This window comes from Pseudoalteromonas sp. PAST1 (assembly GCF_021532515.1).
GTDB lineage: Bacteria > Pseudomonadota > Gammaproteobacteria > Enterobacterales > Alteromonadaceae > Pseudoalteromonas > Pseudoalteromonas simplex.
The window spans coordinates 1-20,208 of the sequence record NZ_JAKGBH010000027.1 but is presented as its reverse complement, the minus strand read 5'-3'; the positions used below and the strand labels follow the sequence as shown (position 1 = coordinate 20,208).

Genomic DNA, 20,208 nt, shown 5'->3' with positions numbered 1-20,208 from the left:
GTCACACCTTAAATGCGTTAAGCGCTCGCTCTCGTGCGGCTTTATGATCAACAATTGCTGGCCAATAACTGCTCGACTTACCCTGTTTCGCTAGATAATCATGCGGAAAATGGATTTGCTTAGCAGGTATTTTTTCCAGCTCTGGTAAATATTTACGGATAAATTCACCATCTGGATCAAACCGCTCGCTTTGGCTGATAGGGTTAAAAATTCGGAAATATGGCTGAGCATCACACCCTGTACTAGCAGCCCATTGCCAGCCACCGTTATTAGATGCAAGGTCGCCGTCTATTAGGTGCTGCATAAAAAAACGCTCGCCTTTACGCCAATCAATTAATAAATGCTTGGTTAAAAAGCTCGCAACCACCATGCGTAATCGGTTATGCATCCAGCCAGTTTGCAGAAGCTGCCTCATTGCAGCATCAACTAACGGGTAGCCTGTTTTACCTTCGCACCATGCTTTAAAGTCGCTGTCATCATCACGCCATTTCACAGCGTTGTATTTATCATTAAAATTTTCGTACTTATTTAGGTTTGGATAAATCGCGATAAGATGGCGATAAAACTCACGCCAAATCAATTCGTTAACCCAACAAAATAAATTGCTCTTACTGCTGCGTAGTACATCAGGATGGCGCTGCTGGATCAGTGCCAATAATTGATGAACGCTGACAATACCAAGGGCTAAATATGGACTTAAACCAGAGGTGCCTTTAATGCTTGGGATATCTCGTTGGTCTTGATATGTTGCGAGTTTTTCTTCTATAAAGCGCGCGCAAACGTGGCTGAGCGTTTCATCATCAACAGGCCATTTTTCTGAGCTGCCGTCTGGGGCCAATAACTCATTTGGCTGCCACTCAGTGGGCTCAAACATCTGCGGTGGTTCAGCAAAATAAAAGTGGGTGTCTTGATAAACTTTTAACCATGCATTTTTAAATGGCGTAAATACTTTGAACATCTCACCGCTTTGATTTTTAATGCTTCCCGGCGGCGCAATCACATCGCCGTCGTATGCGTAAAAAGCAATCCCATTGCTGTAAGCGTGCTGTAAAAAGGCTTTATCTCGGTTTACCTCGTTAAGCTCATATTCGTTGTTAGCGTATACATTTTTTACTTGATGCTGCTCGCAAAATGACGCTAATTTTTCAACACAGCCTGCGTAATCAGCTGCATCAATAATATGTAATTCAATACCTTTGCTAGCTAAAAGCTCCCCCAAGAAGCTAAGCCTACGCTTTAATAAATCTAGCTGAATAGCTGCTACATCATGCTTTTGCCATTGCTTTTCAGTAATAAAAAATACCGCATTTCTGCAACCATTTTCGATTGCATGATACAAGGCGTCGTTATTAAAAAGGCGCAGATCGCGCCTAAACCAAAATAATGTATTCATTAAATTCCGTAGCGTAGTTTTAATTCGTTCGGATAGGGGTCAAGATACACTTGCTTAGCAAGATACTCGTTTGGATGCACTTTTAAATGATGCTTAATTAGCGTAAGTGGTACGTATAGTGGCACCAAGCCTTGGCGATATTCATCGATGGCATCACGTAGTTCTTGCTTTTCAATCTTAGAAAGCGATTTTTTAAAATAACCTTGCAAATGCATTAAGGTATTTGCGTTATTTTTACGTGAAGCCGGTTTTTTAAGGGCTGTCATTAACCCTAAAATATATTCATCAGCCAAAGTTTGGATATCTTCGCCATCAAAAGTGCCAAGTAGATTTCCTAGACTACGGTAAGCTTCGTAGTTATGAGCCATCAATAAGTACTTATATTGGGCATGAAACTGAGTCAATCGATGTACTGTGAGTGGTTGTTCGCTTAATGTTTGCCAGTGCTTGTAGGTATAAACACGCATTACAAAGTTTTCGCGAAGGTGAATATCATTTAAACGACCGTTTTCTTCGCATGGTAACAATGGGTTATGTGCCATTATTTGCTCTGCAAAAAAGCCAACGCCTTCCGAGGTGTTACCTGTACCCGCTTCATTGTAGATTTTAATTCGTTCCATACCGCAACTAGGACTTTTCGCGCAAAATACAAAGCCACTTAATTCTGCCGTTTGTTCTGTGGCAACGCGTTTACCGTATTCTGTTAACTTAGGACCAACATCGCCAGTGCCATCTGGGCGGCACACTTTAATAGTATCGCCAACACGCACTTGGCGGATCGTTGGCCGAGGGATTGGCAACCCTACCGCTACTTCAGGACAAAACTTTTTATATTCAACATGGTTAGCCAACTCATCCATGCAAAAATTAGATTTTTTGTGCCCGCTGTCAAAGCGAACCTTGTCGCCTGCTAAGCAGGCGCTTAAACCAATTTTAATTGTCGATTGCTGCATATAAACTCTACTAATAGATAAGATTACCAATTGGGTTCAGTAATTTACTAATACCTTTATTGAAGTGTAGGGCACTACTTACAACTGTAAAGCACAAGCACCCTTCAATCGTTTTTGGTGTGTGATTGTGACGACCATCTAACATCATAAAGTCACCTGGTACATAGTGTCCGTCTTCATCACTAAACTCCCCATCTAATAATAAAGTGAGCTCAAAACCTGTATGTGTGTGATCTGGAATTTCACCACCCGCATCAATATGAAGCAAGCTTGCTCGTAATGGACCATCCTCTAAATCAATACGAGAGCGGGCAAGCTTACCAATTTGCATAAACTTGCTGTGGCCAATACGCGTGAGCGCTCTGGGTAAGGTGTAGGTTTTGTCTTTAACATTAACCGATACCTGCTCTTGCTCGTACACTTCATCAATCGTTTCATCAGCGGTGATGGCATCAAAAAGTGTTTGATCGAACATATTATCCAAGTCGGTAGCTGATTCAGTAAATACATTGTCTGCATTTTTCGCTTCAAGCGCAGCGAGCTCTTTTTGACACACAGGACACATTTCAACATGAATAGCGACTGCAACACTCAAAGTGGCAGGTAAATTACCTTCACTGAACTTGGCAAGTAATTCGTTGCTAGGATGGTGCTTAATCATGGTGATCTCCCATTTCATTGCGTAACTTCTGCAAGGCTAAGCGAAGACGAGATTTCACTGTGCCTACGGGAATATTTAAATGTTCAGCAAGCTGTTCTTGCGACATATCTTGGAAATATACACCGCGCACAACCTCTCGTTGCGCAAGGGGTAATTTATCAAGGTATTGTTTAATCTGTTTATCTTCTAAATGGTCACTAAATTCGTGTTGGCCCGGCTCCGCTTCATCTATCAATGGCCAGATATCTTCGCTAATACACTCTTCTTTACTGCTTTTCATTTTTCTGAGCATATCGAAAGAAGCATTACGCATCACGGTATACACCCAGGTTGTCGCCGCACCTTTCTCTTTGTGGTAAAGATGCGCTTTGCGCCATACAGAGGTAAGGGTTTCTTGAACTAATTCCATCGCTTGCGCTTCAGAGCCAAATTGTTTGATCCCAAAACGTTTTATTTTTGGCGAAAAATATTGGAACAGCACAGCAAACGCACGCTTATCACGGTGCGTTGCTACAGCAAATAAGGCATCAGCAAGCTCTTTGCTTGGTGTATCTGGCATGGCAGAATATTGACCTGTGTTAGGTTTACAACCGGTTTGAAGTTGTTGACTTACCATCTTTGTGTCATCCAATTATTGTCGTAAAAACTTATACGCCAAAAAGTTGATGTGAGATCACATTAATCAGTAAATTCGTTGTTAATTAGAGTATGGAGGAAACTTAGCAAGTTTTCAAAATTAGATTTAAAGGCAAGTTGTTGTTTTTTAACTAATGAAATAGGCAAAATTTCGAGCCAGCGGGCAACAACCCAAGCAAGGTTATCAAATTGTGGGGTTTTATAAAGACCAGCTAAATCAGGCTGATTTGCAAACACAGCACGAAGCGTGTCGCTCAATAGAGTGTTTTCGTCATTGATTGGTGTGTTTACATACCATGAAGGCGATGTAATTAGTTCGATGTCAGCATGGCGTAGTTGCTGCTTATCCTGATATGCGTTATACATAGACACTGCATGTTCAGCATAAACATCAATTAGTAATTGGCCACTATCATCTTGATTGAAGTCGGTTATTTGCACTAAACAACCTATTTCGGGCAAGTTAAGATCTGTGTCGTGTTGGTAAGTGCACAGCACAAAACCTGTATTATCTTGTACAGCTTCTTTAACCATCGTTAAGTAACGCTGCTCAAAAATTCTTAGCTTGGTGAACCCTTCTGGTAAAATAAAAACCGGTAAAGGAAAAATCGCACGGTTCATAAAGTCTACTATTCTAAAACCACATGCCTTTAATTACGTGCGTTTTTAATCCGCCGATCAATATTTCATGAAATCTTAATATCTACCTTTGTACTCTAGAAGTTGAACCATTGCGCAACGTTACGAAATAATTCGATTGATGCATACGCACTGAGTAAACTCAAAACCGGTGCAACCATAAGTAAAAATAAGCTGATTTCACTACTCATTGTCTTGTTTCCTTACTGCTTGTTTGTTGCTTTAGGAGCTTGAGCAATTTTTACTTCGTCTTCTTTCGAAGCGATTGCATCTTCACTCATGTAAGTATCTAGTAACTTTTGAGCATCAAACTCAATGCTGTTCATTACGCTTTCTTTCAACTCAATGCTTGCTTGTTGAACGTAGCTTTTAACAGATTGTGTAATTGTGTTGCTGATATCTAATTCAAAGTCAGTAGCGCTTGCTTGAGTTGACCCTAATACAAGTAACGCAGCAGTAGTTAATTTAAGTGAGTTATTCATAGTGGTATTCCTTGTCTCTTTAAGTAATTAGTCGTAATTACTTAATCAAAGGTTGTGCCACCCTGAAAATATTTTTTAAATTATTGATTTTTAACGATTTAAAAATAAATTAATTTTTTAAGCGCATTCAGGGTTGGTTAATAAAACCAACGAATTTAAATATTTTGACCAACATTTAGTGAAAAAATAAGCATTGCCAACTTCAGCGCACACTTGTACACTGAAACTGTTTTATTCACTCATTTTTAGTAGATAGATATGACAGAACAACTCCCTTATTCACACCAAGAAGAACAACTTAATGTGCTTACTCACGGCATGGGAGTCCTGTTTTCGGTATATGTACTGTGGGACTTAATTTCACAATCTAAAGTTGTGTCAGCTACGGTGAGCGCCATCGTGTATGGCTCAAGTCTACTGGTATTATTTTTAGCCTCGACCTTATATCACGCCAGTACCAGAGAGCGCATACGAGCCATTTATAAAAAATGTGACCACTGTGCGATTTACTTGCTTATTGCCGGTACCTACACGCCTTATTTAGTTATTTCGTTATCTGGGGCTTGGGCAATTGCCGCTTTGGTATTTATTTGGTCTTTAGCGCTGAGTGGGGTTGCGTATAAATTACTGGTCAAAAACACGAATAAAAAAGTCTCTCTCGCTACCTATTTATTGATGGGCTGGTTTGCATTAGCACTTGTTTACCCACTTTATTTGAACCTTGATTTAAGCGCTTTATGGTGGCTGCTAGCTGGCGGGATTGCGTACAGTTTAGGCACTGTGTTTTACAGCGCTAAAACCCGCCATTACAGCCATGCTATTTGGCATGTATTCGTGTTAGTTGGCTGTGTTTGTCATTACCTATCAATTAGCTTGTATGTTTATTAGTCCCACTGGTGCAGGCGCATATTAATTTTAGCTTTATTAAAAGTAACACCTTCACTTAGTAGTTTTTGTCGTTGCTCGAGGTGTTTATTGCTGCCTTCAGGAAACGATATTTTACCCTGACTATTAACCACCCGATGCCATGGAATGCTTGAGCCTTCAGGCATTACTTTTAATAACCGTCCCACTAACCTTGAGTTATTAGGGTATCCCGCAAGTTTTGCTACTTGCCCATAACTGGCAACTTTCCCCTCAGGAATGGCACAAATAATGGTGTAAATTAAATCTTCTTTAGTTGCCTGCTGCACGACTCGACTCCAAATAGTGTTTACTGACCTCGCTAAAATCTTGCCAAATGGCTCTTGCAACAGGGCCATGATGAACCGAGTGCTGTCTAAATACACGAATTTCTGCGCCAAACTGGTGTTCACGATCGACAATTTTAATTTGCTGCAATAAACCAGCGTCGATTTCGGCTTGGCAATGTTGCAAACTGATCATTGCCCAGCCCGCACCAGAAAGTAAAAATGACTTAACACTGGTTATATCGTCAATTTTCATTAATGCAGAGCCTAGCGTATAAGAAAGCCTATCACTGTCAAAACTCAAGTCGCTTTCAAACATGGCCAAACACGGGTAATTTTGAATATCTGCAAAACTGATTTCACAAGGCACCACATCAGGCGCACTGACAATACCGATATCAAATTTACCAATCGGTAAACTTTCGAGATCCCCTGTTGCATGAAACAAATCAAACCACGGGCCAATTCCTAAATCAGCCTGATGACTATTAACCTGCTCAAGAGATACAAAACGCTTCCCTGAAGAAATACTAAACTCTGTACTGGCAAAACGTTTAAAGGTTTGGCTGATCACTTGGTTATAACTGTTTTGATGGCAAAGCTGCTCATAGCAAATTTTATAATTGGCTTCATTCCCTAGTGCCAGTTCTTTAGCAAGTGAGCTTAACTCACTGTTTGCATTAAGTAATAAGCGGGCCTCACGATAAAAAATACGGCCTTTTTCTGTTAGGTGTAACCTGTATTGACTTCGGTCTAGTAGCTCAAACCCTAGCTCTGATTCTAGCTTTTTAATTGCTAACGTGAGCGCGGGTTGAGTCTTATGCAATTTAAGTGCGGCTTGGCTCAAACTAGAGCTTTGCACAATAGCATCTAGAATGATTAATTGATTTAAATTCATTAATGGCAAACTATATAAATAAAACTTATGCTGTTTCTAAAATTTAATAATTTTTATTTTATATCTTTGCAGCGTATCCTGCAGCAAATTTATGCTTTCTTATCTATGGAGAAGACAATGAGATTGGCGCCCGCCGTATTAATGAGCAGTATGTTTCTGTTACTTGCGGCATGTTCAGAGCAAGCAAAACAAGGTGAAGCAGAGCCGGTAGTTCGCCCTGTAAAACTGTTTAATATTGGTAATAATTCGGAGCAGAGCATTCGCAGCTTTCCTGCTGAAGTGGTTGCTAACCAAGGATCTTACCTTGCCTTTCGAGTAAATGGTGAGTTACTTGAGTTCCCTGCTCTTGCGGGCCAACACGTTGAGAAAGACCAGCTTTTAGCCAAACTGGATCCTGAGGATTTTCAACTGCAATATGATGAGCGCAAAGCACGTTATGAACTTGCAGCGTCTCAACTTGAGCGTGTGCAAAAGCTATTTAACCGCTCAATTGCCAGCCAATCTGAGTTAGACCAAGCCCTTGCTAATAAACAAGTTGCTGAGTCAGCGCTTAAAATTGCCAAAACCAACCTAGATAATAGCGAATTACGCGCGCCGTTCGCGGGTACTGTGGCAAAGGTATTTGTGAAAAACTTTGAAAACATTCAAGCAAAACAAAACATCCTACGCCTTGAAACCCGCGACCTAATGGATGTGGTTATTCAAGTGCCTGAAAAACTCATTGCACGCATCGATAAAGACGCTCACTATCAACCTGATGTTGTATTTGATGGTTATCCAAACAAGTCATATCAATTAACCATTAAAGAGTTTGATACCCAAGCCGACCCAATTACTTTAACGTATAAAGTTGTGTTTTCATTACCTGTGCCAGAAGATTTTAATCTACTTGCCGGTATGACTGGCCGCGTTGATATAGACTTAAGCAAAATCACCAGTTCACAATCACCTTATACATTGCTGCCTGTTGAGGCGGTATTCTCAGAGCCTACCAAGTCTGAAAACGACAACAGCTTTGTGTGGATTTATGACGAAAACACCGGTTTAGTGCACAAGCAAGCTGTTGAAGTTGGCCAATTACACCGTGATGGCATTGAAGTACTATCAGGTATTAAAGAAGGCCAAATCGTTGTGGCTGCTGGTGTGCACTTTTTAGAAGAAGGCATGAAAGTGCGTCCATGGCAAAAAGAGCGAGGCTTATAATGAGCTTTGCTGCACTCGCTATTGAAAGAAAAGTCATTAGCTGGATGTTCGCGCTGTTTCTACTTATTGGTGGAACCGTCGCTTACTTTGGCTTAGGACAACTTGAAGACCCTGAATTCACCCTAAAAAAAGCCATGGTGATCACCCTTTATCCGGGCGCGTCACCGCAGCAGGTTGAAGAAGAAGTCACCTTCCCTATTGAAAATGCAATTCAGCAGCTACCGTATGTTGATTACGTAACCAGTATTTCATCACCGGGTAAATCGCAAATTACCGTCGAGATGAAAAGCATTTATCGTAAACAAGACTTACGCCAAATATGGGACGAACTGCGTCGTAAAATCAATGATCAGGCATCGTCGATGCCCTCAGGTGTTTATCCAAGCAAGATTATGGATGACTTTGGTGATGTATACGGGGTGATGTATGCAGTCACTGGCGATGGTTATTCTTACGATGAGCTTAAAGATTACGTTGATTATTTAAAACGTGAACTTGTTTTGGTTGATGGCGTTAGTAAAGTAACAGTGGGTGGTGAGCAACAAGCACAAGTTATGGTTGAGATTTCAACCCGCAAGCTTGCCCAGTTAGGTATTTCGCCTAATCGTATTTATCAACTTTTACAAACTCAAAATAGCGTGTCGAACGCTGGTAAAGTGCGTGTTGGCGATGAATCAATTCGCTTACACCCAACCGGTGAATTTAAAGACGTAAAAGAGCTCGAAAACCTACTGATTTCTAAGCCTGGTGAAAATGAGCTTATTTACTTAGGTGACGTTGCCACCGTTTTTCGTGAGTACGCAGAAGTCCCTAACAATATTATTCGCTATAACCAGCAGCAAGCACTACTGGTAGGTGTGTCGTTTAGCACTGGCGTTAACGTTGTTGATGTAGGTGCAAATATTGATGCCCATTTAGCGTCACTAGAGTATCAACGACCACATGGTATGGAAATTAACAGCGTTTATAACCAACCAGAAGAGGTTGAGAAGTCAGTTAGTGGCTTTATTATCAGCCTACTTGAAGCTGTTGCCATCGTTATTATTGTACTTTTAATATTTATGGGCTTTAAAAGTGGCGTATTGATTGGTGTAATACTGCTACTGACCGTATTAGGTACCTTCATTTTCATGAAGTTATTTGCCATTGATTTACAGCGGATTTCGCTTGGTGCTTTAATCATTGCCTTAGGGATGCTGGTAGATAATGCCATTGTGGTTACCGAAGGTATATTAATTAACCTCAAGCGCGGACAAACAAAACTGCAAGCGGCGACTAACATTGTTAATCAAACCAAGTGGCCATTACTGGGGGCTACGGTTATTGCAATTACTGCCTTTGCGCCGATTGGCTTGAGTTCAGATGCCAGTGGTGAGTTTGCTGGCAGCTTGTTCTGGGTGTTGTTTATTTCCTTGTTACTAAGCTGGATCACAGCTATTACTTTAACGCCTTTTTTCGCTGATTTAATGTTTAAACAAGCCACTGAAAAACAGCCGCATCACGATGAAGACCCTTATCAAGGTGTTATTTTCAATGTTTATAAAGGCGTGTTGCATACAGCAATGCGGTACCGTAAAACCACGCTACTGCTGATGGTGATCATGCTTGTTAGCTCAGTTCATGGCTTTAAATTTATCAAGCAGTCGTTCTTCCCAGCATCGAATACTCCTATGTTTTATGTTGATTATTGGCATACGCAAGGCGCTGATATTCATACCACTATGGATGGTGTTGCAAAGCTCGAAAAATTCTTACAAGCCGACCCACTGGTTGAAGAAATAACCACAACGGTTGGTCAAGGTGCACCGCGTTTCATGCTGACTTACGCACCTGAAAAATCATACCCAGCTTATGGGCAATTGATTATTCGAGTAAAAGACCGCGAAGCTGTTACAACCATGATCAAAAAAGTACGCGATTACCAACACGAGCATGTACTTGATGCTCAGCTCAAAGTAAAACGTATGGAAATTGGCCCATCAACAGATGCAAAAATTGAAGCGCGTTTTTCTGGTGCTGATCCTGTGGTACTTCGCCAATTAGCAAAAGAGGCGAAAGACATTCTGCATCAAGATGCGGGGGCATTTAATATTCGTGACGATTGGCGTGCTCGCTCGAAGTTAATTCGTCCGCAATTTAACGAGCAAAAAGCCCGTCGTTTAGGAATTGCCAAATCTGACCTTGATCAACTGCTGTTAACTAGCTTATCGGGTAAACAAGTGGGTGTTTATAAAGACGGCACACAAATGCTGCCAATTATTGCTCGCTCACCTGCTGAAGAGCGTTTAAACGTTGAAAGCTTGCGTGACTTACAAATTTACAGCCCAGTGTTAGGAGTGTTTGTTCCGGTGACACAAGTGGTTGATGATTTTGTTGTTGAGTGGGAAGACAGCTTGATCATGCGACGTGACCGTAAGCGTACCATCACTGTAATGGCCGACCACGATGTTATTGGCGATGAAACTCCAGCGAAGCTGTTTGCACGTGTTCGCAAAGACATAGAAGCTATTGAACTACCTCGTGGCTATGAATTGCAATGGGGCGGCGAATATGAGTCATCAACAGATGCGCAAAAAGCGATTTTTGGCTCATTACCTCTTGGTTACTTAGCCATGTTCGCTATAACTGTATTGCTGTTCAATTCAGTTAAAAAGCCTCTAGTGATTTGGGCAACAGTGCCACTTGCCATTGTGGGTGTATCAGCTGGTTTATTACTAATGAATGCAGCATTTAGCTTCATGGCATTGCTTGGCTTACTGAGCTTAAGCGGTATGCTCATCAAAAACGGCATTGTATTAGTTGATCAAATTAACCTTGAACTTGATAGCGGCAAAGCCCCTTACAAAGCAGTATTTGACTCAGGTGTAAGCCGTGTTCGCCCTGTAGCGATGGCAGCAATTACCACCATTTTAGGCATGATCCCACTGCTATTTGACGTATTCTTCCAGTCAATGGCGGTAACCATTATGTTTGGTCTTGGTTTTGCGACAGTGCTGACACTAATTGTTGTGCCTGTGCTTTATACCATGCTTTTTAAGATCAAAGTACCTAAACAGCGTCACGCTAATTAATACAGATTGACTCTCAACCAAAAGCCCTATCAGCAAACTGTTAGGGCTTTTCTTTATTACCTTTTAATTTAATAAACAATAAGGTAATAAAATCCGCCACAGCCAGCAAATAAAAATAAGCAACACCAAAAATAAAAACGCACTGGTTCTTGGTGCTTATGGATGGTAGTGATACTTCCTATATAGCTTCAGCTACCTACACGAATTTTATTCGTTAATAACCCCAACACCCCATAACCAACAAACAATAGGGATGCAATAAAGATAAATACATTCTGAAAAGTAGCCATTGATAACCCAGTTTATTAGTCGTGAAACATTGGTCAGCTATCAATCATTAACTTATTTATTATTCTCGGTAAAGTCGGGTGCCGAGAGCTCGCCTGTGTCTAGCATAAATTTTTGTTATTTAAGGTGGGTTAAGGTGGGTGTCTAGTTAACGTTATTTAAGATGGCTGTCTAGTTACTTTTAAAGTGGATTTCCATTTAAAGTGGGTGTCCATTTTTGGGGAAGCGCACTAGCTTTCGTGAAATTTATTTAACGTGGCTATCCATTTTGATGATCTGGTTATGGCTCTAAATAAAGTGGGTGTCTGTTTAATGATTAACTTATCAGCTTGTGTGCTAACCTATTTCTGCTGATTTAGTACTTGAAGAATTAAGATGTTTAGAAGTGGTTTTTACTTATTGATTGCAATACTCAGTGGTACTTTAAGTGCCAATGAAAAAGCATACTATCAGCATGAGTCTAATGTGGCTTTTCACGTTGCCGTTGAAACTTTATCTGATGCTATTTTAGCAATTGAAGGACAAAATGGATTGATATTTAACTCAAGATGGATTTTTGGGGAAATCGGCACGCCAATCGCAGATATTTGTGAAGGGCAACAATCAGCCGATTTAGAGCTCGAGTGTGATTCTGTTTCAAACCGCACTGTTGAATCTCATTATGACTTTCCACAACACAGTCAAATTGCTCTGTATTTTAGACCTAACTTGATTGTGAATGGACTCAAATTGATTGAAGCAAGTGTTAAAAACAATAAAGTAGCGCTATTACTATTTGAAGATACCCATACAAAAGAGCTATTCTTTGTAAGAAAACATCAACTTATCGATATTATCGCGAAAAAACTCACTAAAAAAGAATTTAAACAGAAAAGAGACCGTCTTGAAGATGATGCTATTTACCCTAATAAAGGCTAAGGTTGAAATCAGTATCATTTAGAACCCTGAAGGGAACCAGTAAAGACTAGTCAGGGCTCTAATGCGCTGAAGCTTACTTTTTCAGGCTTAATGTACCTGTACGTTTAGTACTGCTACGCTTCGTTTGATTTGGTTTTGATGAGTGTGGATTGCCAGCTTTTGATCTTGATTGGCCTTGCTTGGCATCATTGCGTGCTTTTTTCACGTATTTAGAAAAGTCGCGCTTTTTTTCTTCTTCATTGCGTGGCTTTTGCTTCGCACGAGCTTGCGTTGGCTGTTTGTTTTCATCAATTGAACGCTCTTCCGTTTTACCTGAATCTGCAATTGAGTTATTGATCTCAGCCATTTCTTGTTCGGTTAAGTGACGCCACTGCCCTACTTTTAAACCCTTTAGGGTCACGTTCATAATTCGTGTGCGCTTTAAAGTCACCACTTCATAGCCTAAATATTCACACATACGGCGTATTTGGCGGTTTAAGCCTTGTGTTAGCACAATGGTAAATTGCTGCGGGCCGGTTTGTTTAACCTTACACTTTTTAGTAACGGTATCGAGGATAGGAATACCATTTGCCATCTTATTAACGAACTGGCGATTAAGTGGTTTATCAACCGTTACTACGTATTCTTTTTCATGATTATTACCAGCACGAAGAATTTTATTAACGATGTCGCCTTCGTTAGTTAAGAAAATTAAGCCTTCTGAAGGTCTATCTAAGCGTCCAATTGGGAAAATACGCTCGGGGTAATTAACTGCTTTAACAATATTGCTTTGGATTTTTCGCTCAGTCGTACAAGTAATACCAACTGGTTTGTTATAGGCAATATAAACCAGCTTAGGCTTTGCTTTTAAAGGTTTGCCATCAATAAGTACATCATCGGCGTCACTGACTTTTACGCCCATTTCAGGCAAGTTGCCGTTAACAGTAACACGACCTTCTTCAATATATTTATCTGCCTCACGGCGTGAACAAAAACCTGTTTCACTGATAAATTTATTTAATCGCTTTAACTCTGTCATGGCACACTTCTGTCTGGATTTTAAAGCAGCTAGTTTATACCAGAAGCCTTTACCAAGCTAGGTAGAATCTAGGCTCTTTGACTACACTTTTAGTGTTGCGCTGCGTTTTTGGGCTTTTCGCTCAATAAACTATGTAGCGTATCAAAATCGAAGGCGTACTCAGTGCTTTTACTGTTTTGCAGTAAGAAGGCTTCAAAAGGGATAACCGACCAATCTTTGATATTTCTCAGCCAGCGATAACTTTGAATATTGTGCTTTGTGATCACCCCAAGCTGAAACTTAATCGCATCGTGATTTTGCCAATAAGGGTTGCCATTATGATGATCGACCACGCTAATTAGTGCCCACGCTCCCATCATAAAATGCCCGCCAACACTGGCCGTGAGTTTTTGTTGTTCAATTAAGTCTAAATTATCATCAAGCCAGTCTATGCCACCTATGAAATAGGCTTTATCTGTTTTACCTTTCACAGCTTCTAGGGCGCCTTGCGCCATTAAATCAGACGCACACCAAATCACATTGCTATCAGGGTGTCGTTGCAATAATCGACTTACTTTATTCGCAGCCTCCTGCTTACTCCAATTTGCATAGACAACTTGCTCAAGCTCAACATCTTGTTTACGTAAATAATGAACGAGGCCATCACTGCGGGTGTCAGATTCAGTACCATAATGGCCATTAATAGCAACAAAATGAGGCGTTTGCTTTGTATTTATTGCCTCATCAAGTAAGGCTTTGCCAAGTTGCTCACCGGCTTTGAAGTTATTGTGAAATACTTCACCTAACCAATACTTAAAGCGCTGACGGGGTTTACCGACTTCGTCTCGCTCTACGCCAACAATCGTTTCTTCAAGGGTGATAAATTTAATTTTGTGCTGCTCAAGCAAGGTCATTGACTGCTCTGCACCACCTGGGTAATTAATTAAAATTGCGTAGTCGGGTTTAGCGTTATATTGCAGGTATTGTTTCAGCTCAGCTAATTGAATGTGGCGATTTCCACCGCCATAAATTGTTGTAAGAGCGACATTATTTTGCTTGGCAGCAACCTGCATCACATTAGTCACTCTTTGCCAAAATAAATCACTTTTAACTGAGGGGTTAACTAACAGCACAGAGAATTGCTCGCCAGCATATAGCGGTGAATAGCTAAGCAAGGTTAGAACAAACAAGCAAATCCGCATTACCGCCTCACTCTATTATAATTATTGTATACGAGGAATTAATTAGATAATTTTCGCCAAATTAACTCGCACGGACCGTGTTTAAAATACATACTATACACTTTACAAAAAAACAATTGAAAAACAAGCATAACAGCAATAACTAACCAGTAATCTATTCTATCAAAGCTAAGCGCAGCAGTAGGAAATACAACTTTAAAAAACAATATAAATATGACTGTTTGCATCAAATATAACGTCAATGACATACGCCCAGCTTGCTGTAGCAGCAACCAGTTATTAGGGATATTCTTAACTACTTTCACAATAATGTGGCAATAAAAAATAGCCATGGATAAAGCAGCCAACCAATTAATTGGTTCTACAATCGCGTACATAAAGACACTCTGGTTTGGATCGATTATTAATCTCAGGGCCGTTAAACTTATCGCAGCTGGAACAATCAACTTGAACTGGGAGTTTGTTAAACCCTGAACAAATACGCCTTTCTTGTATAAATAGACACCCATCATCATTAACCCTGCGGCCATCCACACAGTGATAAGGGGTACAGCAATAAGCATTATGATAAATATCAAAAAGTTACTGACGAATCCTGCGAAGTAAGAAGAATACGCTGCATCATACGCCATTAAGAAACTCTCAGAGCTTCTCGTTACAGGGTTAAAATCTGGCTCTACAAAGGCAAGTAAGAATGAAATAAGGGCGCCGATAAATAAAAACAACAGACCTATACGCAAGTTTTTTTCTTCATCTTGCTGACTAAATTTAAGCGTTAACCAGCCTGCACAAGCATAAATAAACAAAATATCACCAGCCCATAATAAAAAACCATGGGCAAGGCCTATAAATGCCAAAACTTTTAGCCGTTTATGTTGTTTTTCAACATTTTGCCAAAGCTGCCATTGAATAACTAAAGATGCTCCGAATAACAAGCAAAAAAGGCTTCTAAAACGCCCATCAATAAACACGGTATTAATAGTGAAAATTAGCGAGTCTGAAAAGGGTGGCGTAGCACTTGGGGTATAGTCATACTCAAACACAGCAAAGGTGTAGATGTTCATAAACATCAAGCCGAGTACCGCAATACCCCGTAACACATCCATATTTATATTGCGCATAAATCCCTTATAGGTTTTGCCTGCAGCTATCACTCCAATTTACTGCATTTTCGTATATCTTGGGAAGATCTGCGCTTTCAATGCTTAGATAGGCAACAGCCTGTTCAAGCGCCCACCAGCTACCAGTTTCGTACGCTTTAACCGTTTCAAGTATGTAATAGAGGATATTTTTTTCTTGCATGAGAGCGGCATGAATTTCGTCAGGAAACGGCAATCTATCCAATAACTTTTCCATAGGTTGATCTAATATGGCATCAAGTAATGAAAATAGCCCTGTTAAAAATGCCTCACCAGTTTGCTGTTTAGCAACACGCTGAGCGATTAATTCACAAAAACGGGCTCTTACAACACAAAGCCGAGTCAACTCGGCTGGTTTTGACTGGGCACTGTGGGCAGTAATAATTAGGCTAACAAACTTTTTAAGTCGTTCATGACCTAAATAAACAAGCGCTTGTTTTAATGAGCCAATTTTACTCTTTATAGGAAAAACACCGCTATTTATTAAACGTAACAGTTTATAAGCAAGTGCAGTATCTAAAGAAAACAAACCAGCGATTTCACTGATATCTGGATCTGGGCGCATGACTTGTGCATAAATCGATAATACCAGCGCATAATTGTAATCAATATCACGATGCTGAATCATCTTCGGTTTAGCAAAAAAATAACCCTGAAAAAAATCAAAGCCCATTTTATACGCTTTTTCGTAATCATCAGCTGTTTCGAGTTTTTCAGCTAATAGCTTTATCTTTTGATACTTTTTTAATTTATGAACAATCGGGGCCAATTCTTCAAAAGGGGTTTGCTGAACATCAAACTTTATTAAACGAATAAGTTTTAAAAAACGGTCCCATTCGGGTTGGTAAACAAAATCATCCAACGCTAATTTATAGTTGTTATGAAATAACTCACGGCAATATTCGTAATTTTCGTCCGTTGGCTCAATGGTTTCAAGTAACTCAATCACGACATCATTTGTTGGCAAAAATGCGCAAAGGTCCAGCTTCAAAGACTCTGGACCAATATTAATTAATGCTTTTTTACCCGACGTTATATGACGAGTACCTAAATTGAGCTGGTTTTCCATAATTAGGCGAGCCGTTGCCGTGCTCTCTGACACATCAGGAAAACTATTTTGTAAACTATCTCTAAATAGTAGCTCATAGGCGACAACTTGTTGACGACGATTAAAGACCGCTTGCCTAGCAACAAATACAGCCACTTTACCTACTTTTCTTATTTTATATCACACTAAGTAATTAATAGCTGAAATTGGTAAAAAAGTCACCTAATTACCATGAATCACTTACTTTTTATTGATATAAGCCAGATAAATAGCCTTCTGCAACGGATTGCCACGTAAAACGGGCATTTCTTGCCTGTTCACATATTGAGCACCATTTTTCTGGTTGCGATTTTTTAAGCTCAAGCGCATCACTAAAACTAGTAACAAGTTCGTAGCTTTGTGATGCCAAACTCTCGCCTTGGAAACTAAAACCACTCACATGATGTTCTACTGTATCACGTAAACCACCTACACCATGTACTAAGCACGGCTGTCCTGCTCGCATTGCTAACATCTGGCTAATACCGCACGGCTCAAATGAACTTGGCATTAAAAATAAATCGCCTAAGTGGTACATGTATTCACCAACATAATGCGCATAACCTTTTAAAAATAGCAGGTTATCTTGACGTGCCATAACTGATGTCATGATGTGCTCAAGTTCAGTATCCCCTGAGCCTAAAATAATCATGTAGCCGTTATGTTGTTTTAAACGCTGACATAACTCATCTAACACAAGCCCTTTATCATAAGGCTGACGAAGTAACAGTGCTTTTTGGTCCGTTAAACGACCCACACTGGTTACTAATGGCCCAGAAAACGGCCGTGTTTTAAATTGAAGTAATCGTTGATGCGCTATGTAATAGCTTGAATCTAATACTGGGCTTTTTGCCATCCATTGAAATAACGCATTTTCGGCATGTTGATAAAGACTCGCTAAGCTGATGTCTTCAAGCTTCATTCCTGGGTACTCGCAACCATTAAGAATGCCCACTACACGCCCTTGTTCATAGGCAGCCTGCAAGTCAGCTTCAAGTCCCTCACCACCAAAAAAGCCTTTTTCAGCATCACTTGGACGCAGTACTTCTTGGCAATAAGTTGGCGAAACAAGGTGTACTTTATCAACCAGGTTAATAGCAGTACGCATTGGGTTAAAGCAATCAAAATAGCGCGGATCGCATAACCTTTCGCCGTTATAACCTAAACTTGGGAACCAGGCTTCTAGGCTTGAGCTATCACCTTTGAAAGGACGTATCCCTTGCAATGCAAGGTTATGTACTGTGTAAGCTAAAAATAAGTGCGCTAGTTTTCTATAGCGGCTATCTGATTTAAGTAATAGAGCAACACAAGCACTGTGCCAATCATGTAAGTGAACAACATCCGGCGTGCGAATAAGCCCTTGTAATAAGGCTTCGCAAACAGCAGCGTTAAAAAGAGCAAACTTACTTGCATCGGTTGCAAACGGACGGCCCGGTTCATCATTACAATAAACAGCGCCGTTATGGCGGCTAAATTCCCAATTAGAAATAAGCAGTTGCGTTATACCTTCTTCACTTTTAGCAAGCTTCCACACATCCAGTTTTTGCATATGACCTGCAAAGGGCACGTGCACTACACCTATGTGATGCCGCTCTAAATACTCAAAGCCATAATCTGGGATCACCACATCAACACTAAGGCCTTTTTCTACTAACGCTTTAGGGCAATCTCTAACAACATCCGCTACACCACCGACTTTTGCATTCGGTAATGCATCATTCTCTGCAGCTACCATCAATACATGCATGCTTTGCAGTACTCCATAAAACTTTTATACCAATTGGCAATAATACTTAATTAAGCAAACTGGTATTATTCAAATATAAATAAAGGAGGGACATGCCCTCCCTTTTTGTCTTAGCGCGATTGCTTAAGCAAGGCGTTTATTATCTTGCTCTTGTTGCTCTAACTTCTTTGCAAGCTCATTCAACATATCACGAGTGACCAGCACAATCCCTTTTTTCGAGACTCTAAAGCCATTTTCTTTGTCGACTTTGTTATCGTAACCGATTTCAAGTCCTTCGGGGATCTCACAGTTACGGTCAATAATAGCACGCCTAATCTTACAATTTCGGTTGATCTTAACACCTGGTAATATCACTGATTCTTCGATTTCACAGAATGAATGAACATATACATTCGAGAAAAGTAGTGACTTCTTAACTTTAGAACCAGAAATAATACAGCCACCTGATACTGTTGAATCAACAGCCATACCACGTCTGTCATCATCATCAAAAATGAATTTAGCAGGTGGTAACTGCTCTTGATAAGTCCAAATTGGCCATTTTGGATCATAAAGGTCAAGCTGTGGCTGTGGCATTACCAGCTCCATGTTGGCTTCCCAGAATGAGTCAAGTGTACCCACATCGCGCCAGTATGGCTGACCATCATGTACATCTCTAAACGGATAGGCAAATACGTTATGCTCTTCGATGATAGCAGGGATAATATCGTGACCGAAATCTCGGCCAGAACCTTCAGTTTCTGCGTCTTTTTTCAATTGTTCAAATAAGAACTCAGTATTGAAAATATAGTTACCCATTGATGCTAAACAGGTCCCTGGCTTACCAGGCACAGAAGTAGGCTCAGCAGGTTTTTCATCAAAACGACGAACACGATTGCTTTCATCAACTGTCATTACACCAAATGTATCTGCAGCTTCTTCGCAAGGTACCTCAATACAACATACCGTCATATCAGCACCTGTCTCAACGTGTTTAGCCAACAAACCACCGTAGTCCATACAATAAACGTGGTCACCCGAGAGGATCATCACATACTTAGGCAGCTCATGGCGGATAATATCCATATTTTGGAATACCGCATCAGCTGTACCACAATACCAGTCATCTCCATTTCGCTGAGAGGCAGGAAGTATTTCAACTGATTCCCCCAATTCTTTTTTGAAATGGCCCCATGCACGATTTACGTGACGAATTAACGAGTGCGACTTATATTGAGTAGCAATACCAACTCGACGAATACCTGAATTTATACAGTTCGACAGTGGAAAGTCGATGATTCGGTGTTTACCACCAAAATAGACTGCTGGTTTAGCACGCCAGTCTGTTAATTCATGTAAACGTGAACCTCGCCCTCCTGCTAGGATGAGGGCATACGTTTCTCTTGTTAAACTACTTATATATCGGTTTGCATAACTTGGCATAACTCTCTCCGTCTTAAGCTAGCTGCTTTTCTTCTGTGTGTTTTGCTGTGCACTAGTATCCATTAATGGCTCCAAATGCCAGATGTCGTCACTGTATTGACTAATGGTCCTATCGCTCGAAAACATGCCACTGGCTGCAGTATTCAAAATACTCATTAATTAGATGGTACGCCCCACCCATTAGCTAAACTCATAGTGTTGGCTATTACAGGAGGAAACCATCATGTCAGTTGCAAAAGTCATAGGTATTGATTTAGGTAAATCAACCTTTCACCTAATTGG

Annotated in this window: 18 protein-coding genes and 1 pseudogene; 4 read left to right on the top strand and 15 right to left on the bottom strand. The window is 40.4% G+C overall.

Annotated features, from left to right (window positions below; genetic code table 11):
• Position 1: 1 nt before the first annotated feature.
• From phrB to L1272_RS13975, 6 genes are all read right to left on the bottom strand, one after another.
• Positions 2-1,393, bottom strand: coding sequence for a deoxyribodipyrimidine photo-lyase (phrB, locus tag L1272_RS14000; protein ID WP_235373703.1), 1,392 nt, complete (start codon positions 1,391-1,393; stop codon positions 2-4).
• A complete protein-coding gene (locus L1272_RS13995; protein WP_235373702.1) occupies positions 1,393-2,346 on the bottom strand; it encodes a YbgA family protein in 954 nt (317 codons plus the stop codon). The genes phrB and L1272_RS13995 overlap by 1 nt, the downstream gene beginning before the upstream one ends.
• Before the next feature lie 10 nt (positions 2,347-2,356).
• Positions 2,357-3,007: a ChrR family anti-sigma-E factor gene (locus L1272_RS13990; RefSeq protein WP_235373701.1), complete on the bottom strand. Its 651-nt coding sequence runs from the start codon at positions 3,005-3,007 to the stop codon at positions 2,357-2,359.
• Positions 3,000-3,623: a sigma-70 family RNA polymerase sigma factor gene (locus tag L1272_RS13985; RefSeq protein WP_054551986.1), complete on the bottom strand. Its 624-nt coding sequence runs from the start codon at positions 3,621-3,623 to the stop codon at positions 3,000-3,002. Before L1272_RS13985 ends, L1272_RS13990 begins: the two co-directional genes overlap by 8 nt.
• A 62-nt stretch (positions 3,624-3,685) precedes the next feature.
• A complete protein-coding gene (locus L1272_RS13980) occupies positions 3,686-4,264 on the bottom strand; it encodes an LON peptidase substrate-binding domain-containing protein (protein ID WP_235373700.1) in 579 nt (192 codons plus the stop codon).
• Between the two features lie 221 nt (positions 4,265-4,485).
• The gene (locus L1272_RS13975) at positions 4,486-4,764 is read right to left on the bottom strand and encodes a hypothetical protein (RefSeq protein ID WP_063707548.1); all 279 of its coding nucleotides are present in this window, start codon (positions 4,762-4,764) and stop codon (positions 4,486-4,488) included.
• Positions 4,765-5,022: 258 nt separating this feature from the next.
• Between L1272_RS13975 and trhA the strand changes: the two genes are divergently transcribed.
• Positions 5,023-5,652 carry a PAQR family membrane homeostasis protein TrhA gene (trhA, locus tag L1272_RS13970; protein ID WP_054551983.1) on the top strand — a complete coding sequence of 210 codons (630 nt, stop codon included), beginning with the start codon at positions 5,023-5,025 and terminating at the stop codon, positions 5,650-5,652.
• On the opposite strand, the gene L1272_RS13965 is transcribed toward trhA, so the two are convergent.
• Positions 5,649-5,957: an MGMT family protein gene (locus L1272_RS13965; RefSeq protein WP_054562368.1), complete on the bottom strand. Its 309-nt coding sequence runs from the start codon at positions 5,955-5,957 to the stop codon at positions 5,649-5,651. The genes trhA and L1272_RS13965 overlap by 4 nt on opposite strands.
• A complete protein-coding gene (locus L1272_RS13960; RefSeq protein WP_119852979.1) occupies positions 5,941-6,852 on the bottom strand; it encodes a LysR family transcriptional regulator in 912 nt (303 codons plus the stop codon). Before L1272_RS13960 ends, L1272_RS13965 begins: the two co-directional genes overlap by 17 nt.
• A 117-nt stretch (positions 6,853-6,969) precedes the next feature.
• On the opposite strand from L1272_RS13960, the gene L1272_RS13955 reads away from it, so the two are divergent.
• From L1272_RS13955 to L1272_RS13945, 3 genes are all read left to right on the top strand, one after another.
• Complete coding sequence (locus L1272_RS13955) at positions 6,970-8,055, top strand: efflux RND transporter periplasmic adaptor subunit (protein WP_235373699.1); 1,086 nt, start codon at positions 6,970-6,972, stop codon at positions 8,053-8,055.
• Entirely contained in the window at positions 8,055-11,126 is a 3,072-nt protein-coding gene (locus L1272_RS13950; RefSeq protein ID WP_235373722.1) for an efflux RND transporter permease subunit, read from the top strand. Before L1272_RS13955 ends, L1272_RS13950 begins: the two co-directional genes overlap by 1 nt.
• Before the next feature lie 663 nt (positions 11,127-11,789).
• Complete coding sequence (locus L1272_RS13945; protein WP_235373698.1) at positions 11,790-12,332, top strand: hypothetical protein; 543 nt, start codon at positions 11,790-11,792, stop codon at positions 12,330-12,332.
• A gap of 73 nt (positions 12,333-12,405) precedes the next feature.
• Here L1272_RS13945 and rluF read toward each other — a convergent pair whose 3' ends face one another.
• The 7 genes and pseudogenes from rluF to L1272_RS13910 all read right to left on the bottom strand — a co-directional run.
• Positions 12,406-13,350, bottom strand: a complete 945-nt coding sequence (gene rluF, locus L1272_RS13940; RefSeq protein WP_054551977.1) for a 23S rRNA pseudouridine(2604) synthase RluF — start codon at positions 13,348-13,350, stop codon at positions 12,406-12,408.
• Between the two features lie 89 nt (positions 13,351-13,439).
• Positions 13,440-14,519: an ABC transporter substrate-binding protein gene (locus L1272_RS13935; RefSeq protein ID WP_235373697.1), complete on the bottom strand. Its 1,080-nt coding sequence runs from the start codon at positions 14,517-14,519 to the stop codon at positions 13,440-13,442.
• Positions 14,520-14,569: 50 nt separating this feature from the next.
• Positions 14,570-15,652 carry a DUF418 domain-containing protein gene (locus L1272_RS13930; protein WP_235373696.1) on the bottom strand — a complete coding sequence of 361 codons (1,083 nt, stop codon included), beginning with the start codon at positions 15,650-15,652 and terminating at the stop codon, positions 14,570-14,572.
• A gap of 7 nt (positions 15,653-15,659) precedes the next feature.
• Positions 15,660-16,874 carry an EAL and HDOD domain-containing protein gene (locus L1272_RS13925; protein WP_235373695.1) on the bottom strand — a complete coding sequence of 405 codons (1,215 nt, stop codon included), beginning with the start codon at positions 16,872-16,874 and terminating at the stop codon, positions 15,660-15,662.
• A 91-nt stretch (positions 16,875-16,965) separates the two neighbouring features.
• The gene (locus tag L1272_RS13920; protein ID WP_235373694.1) at positions 16,966-18,504 is read right to left on the bottom strand and encodes a glycogen synthase; all 1,539 of its coding nucleotides are present in this window, start codon (positions 18,502-18,504) and stop codon (positions 16,966-16,968) included.
• A gap of 123 nt (positions 18,505-18,627) precedes the next feature.
• Entirely contained in the window at positions 18,628-19,926 is a 1,299-nt protein-coding gene (gene glgC, locus L1272_RS13915) for a glucose-1-phosphate adenylyltransferase (RefSeq protein ID WP_054551973.1), read from the bottom strand.
• Positions 19,927-19,944: 18 nt separating this feature from the next.
• Positions 19,945-20,082 (bottom strand): annotated as a pseudogene (locus tag L1272_RS13910) (glycogen/starch/alpha-glucan phosphorylase); the annotation flags it as partial.
• Between the last annotated feature and the right edge of the window lie 126 nt (positions 20,083-20,208).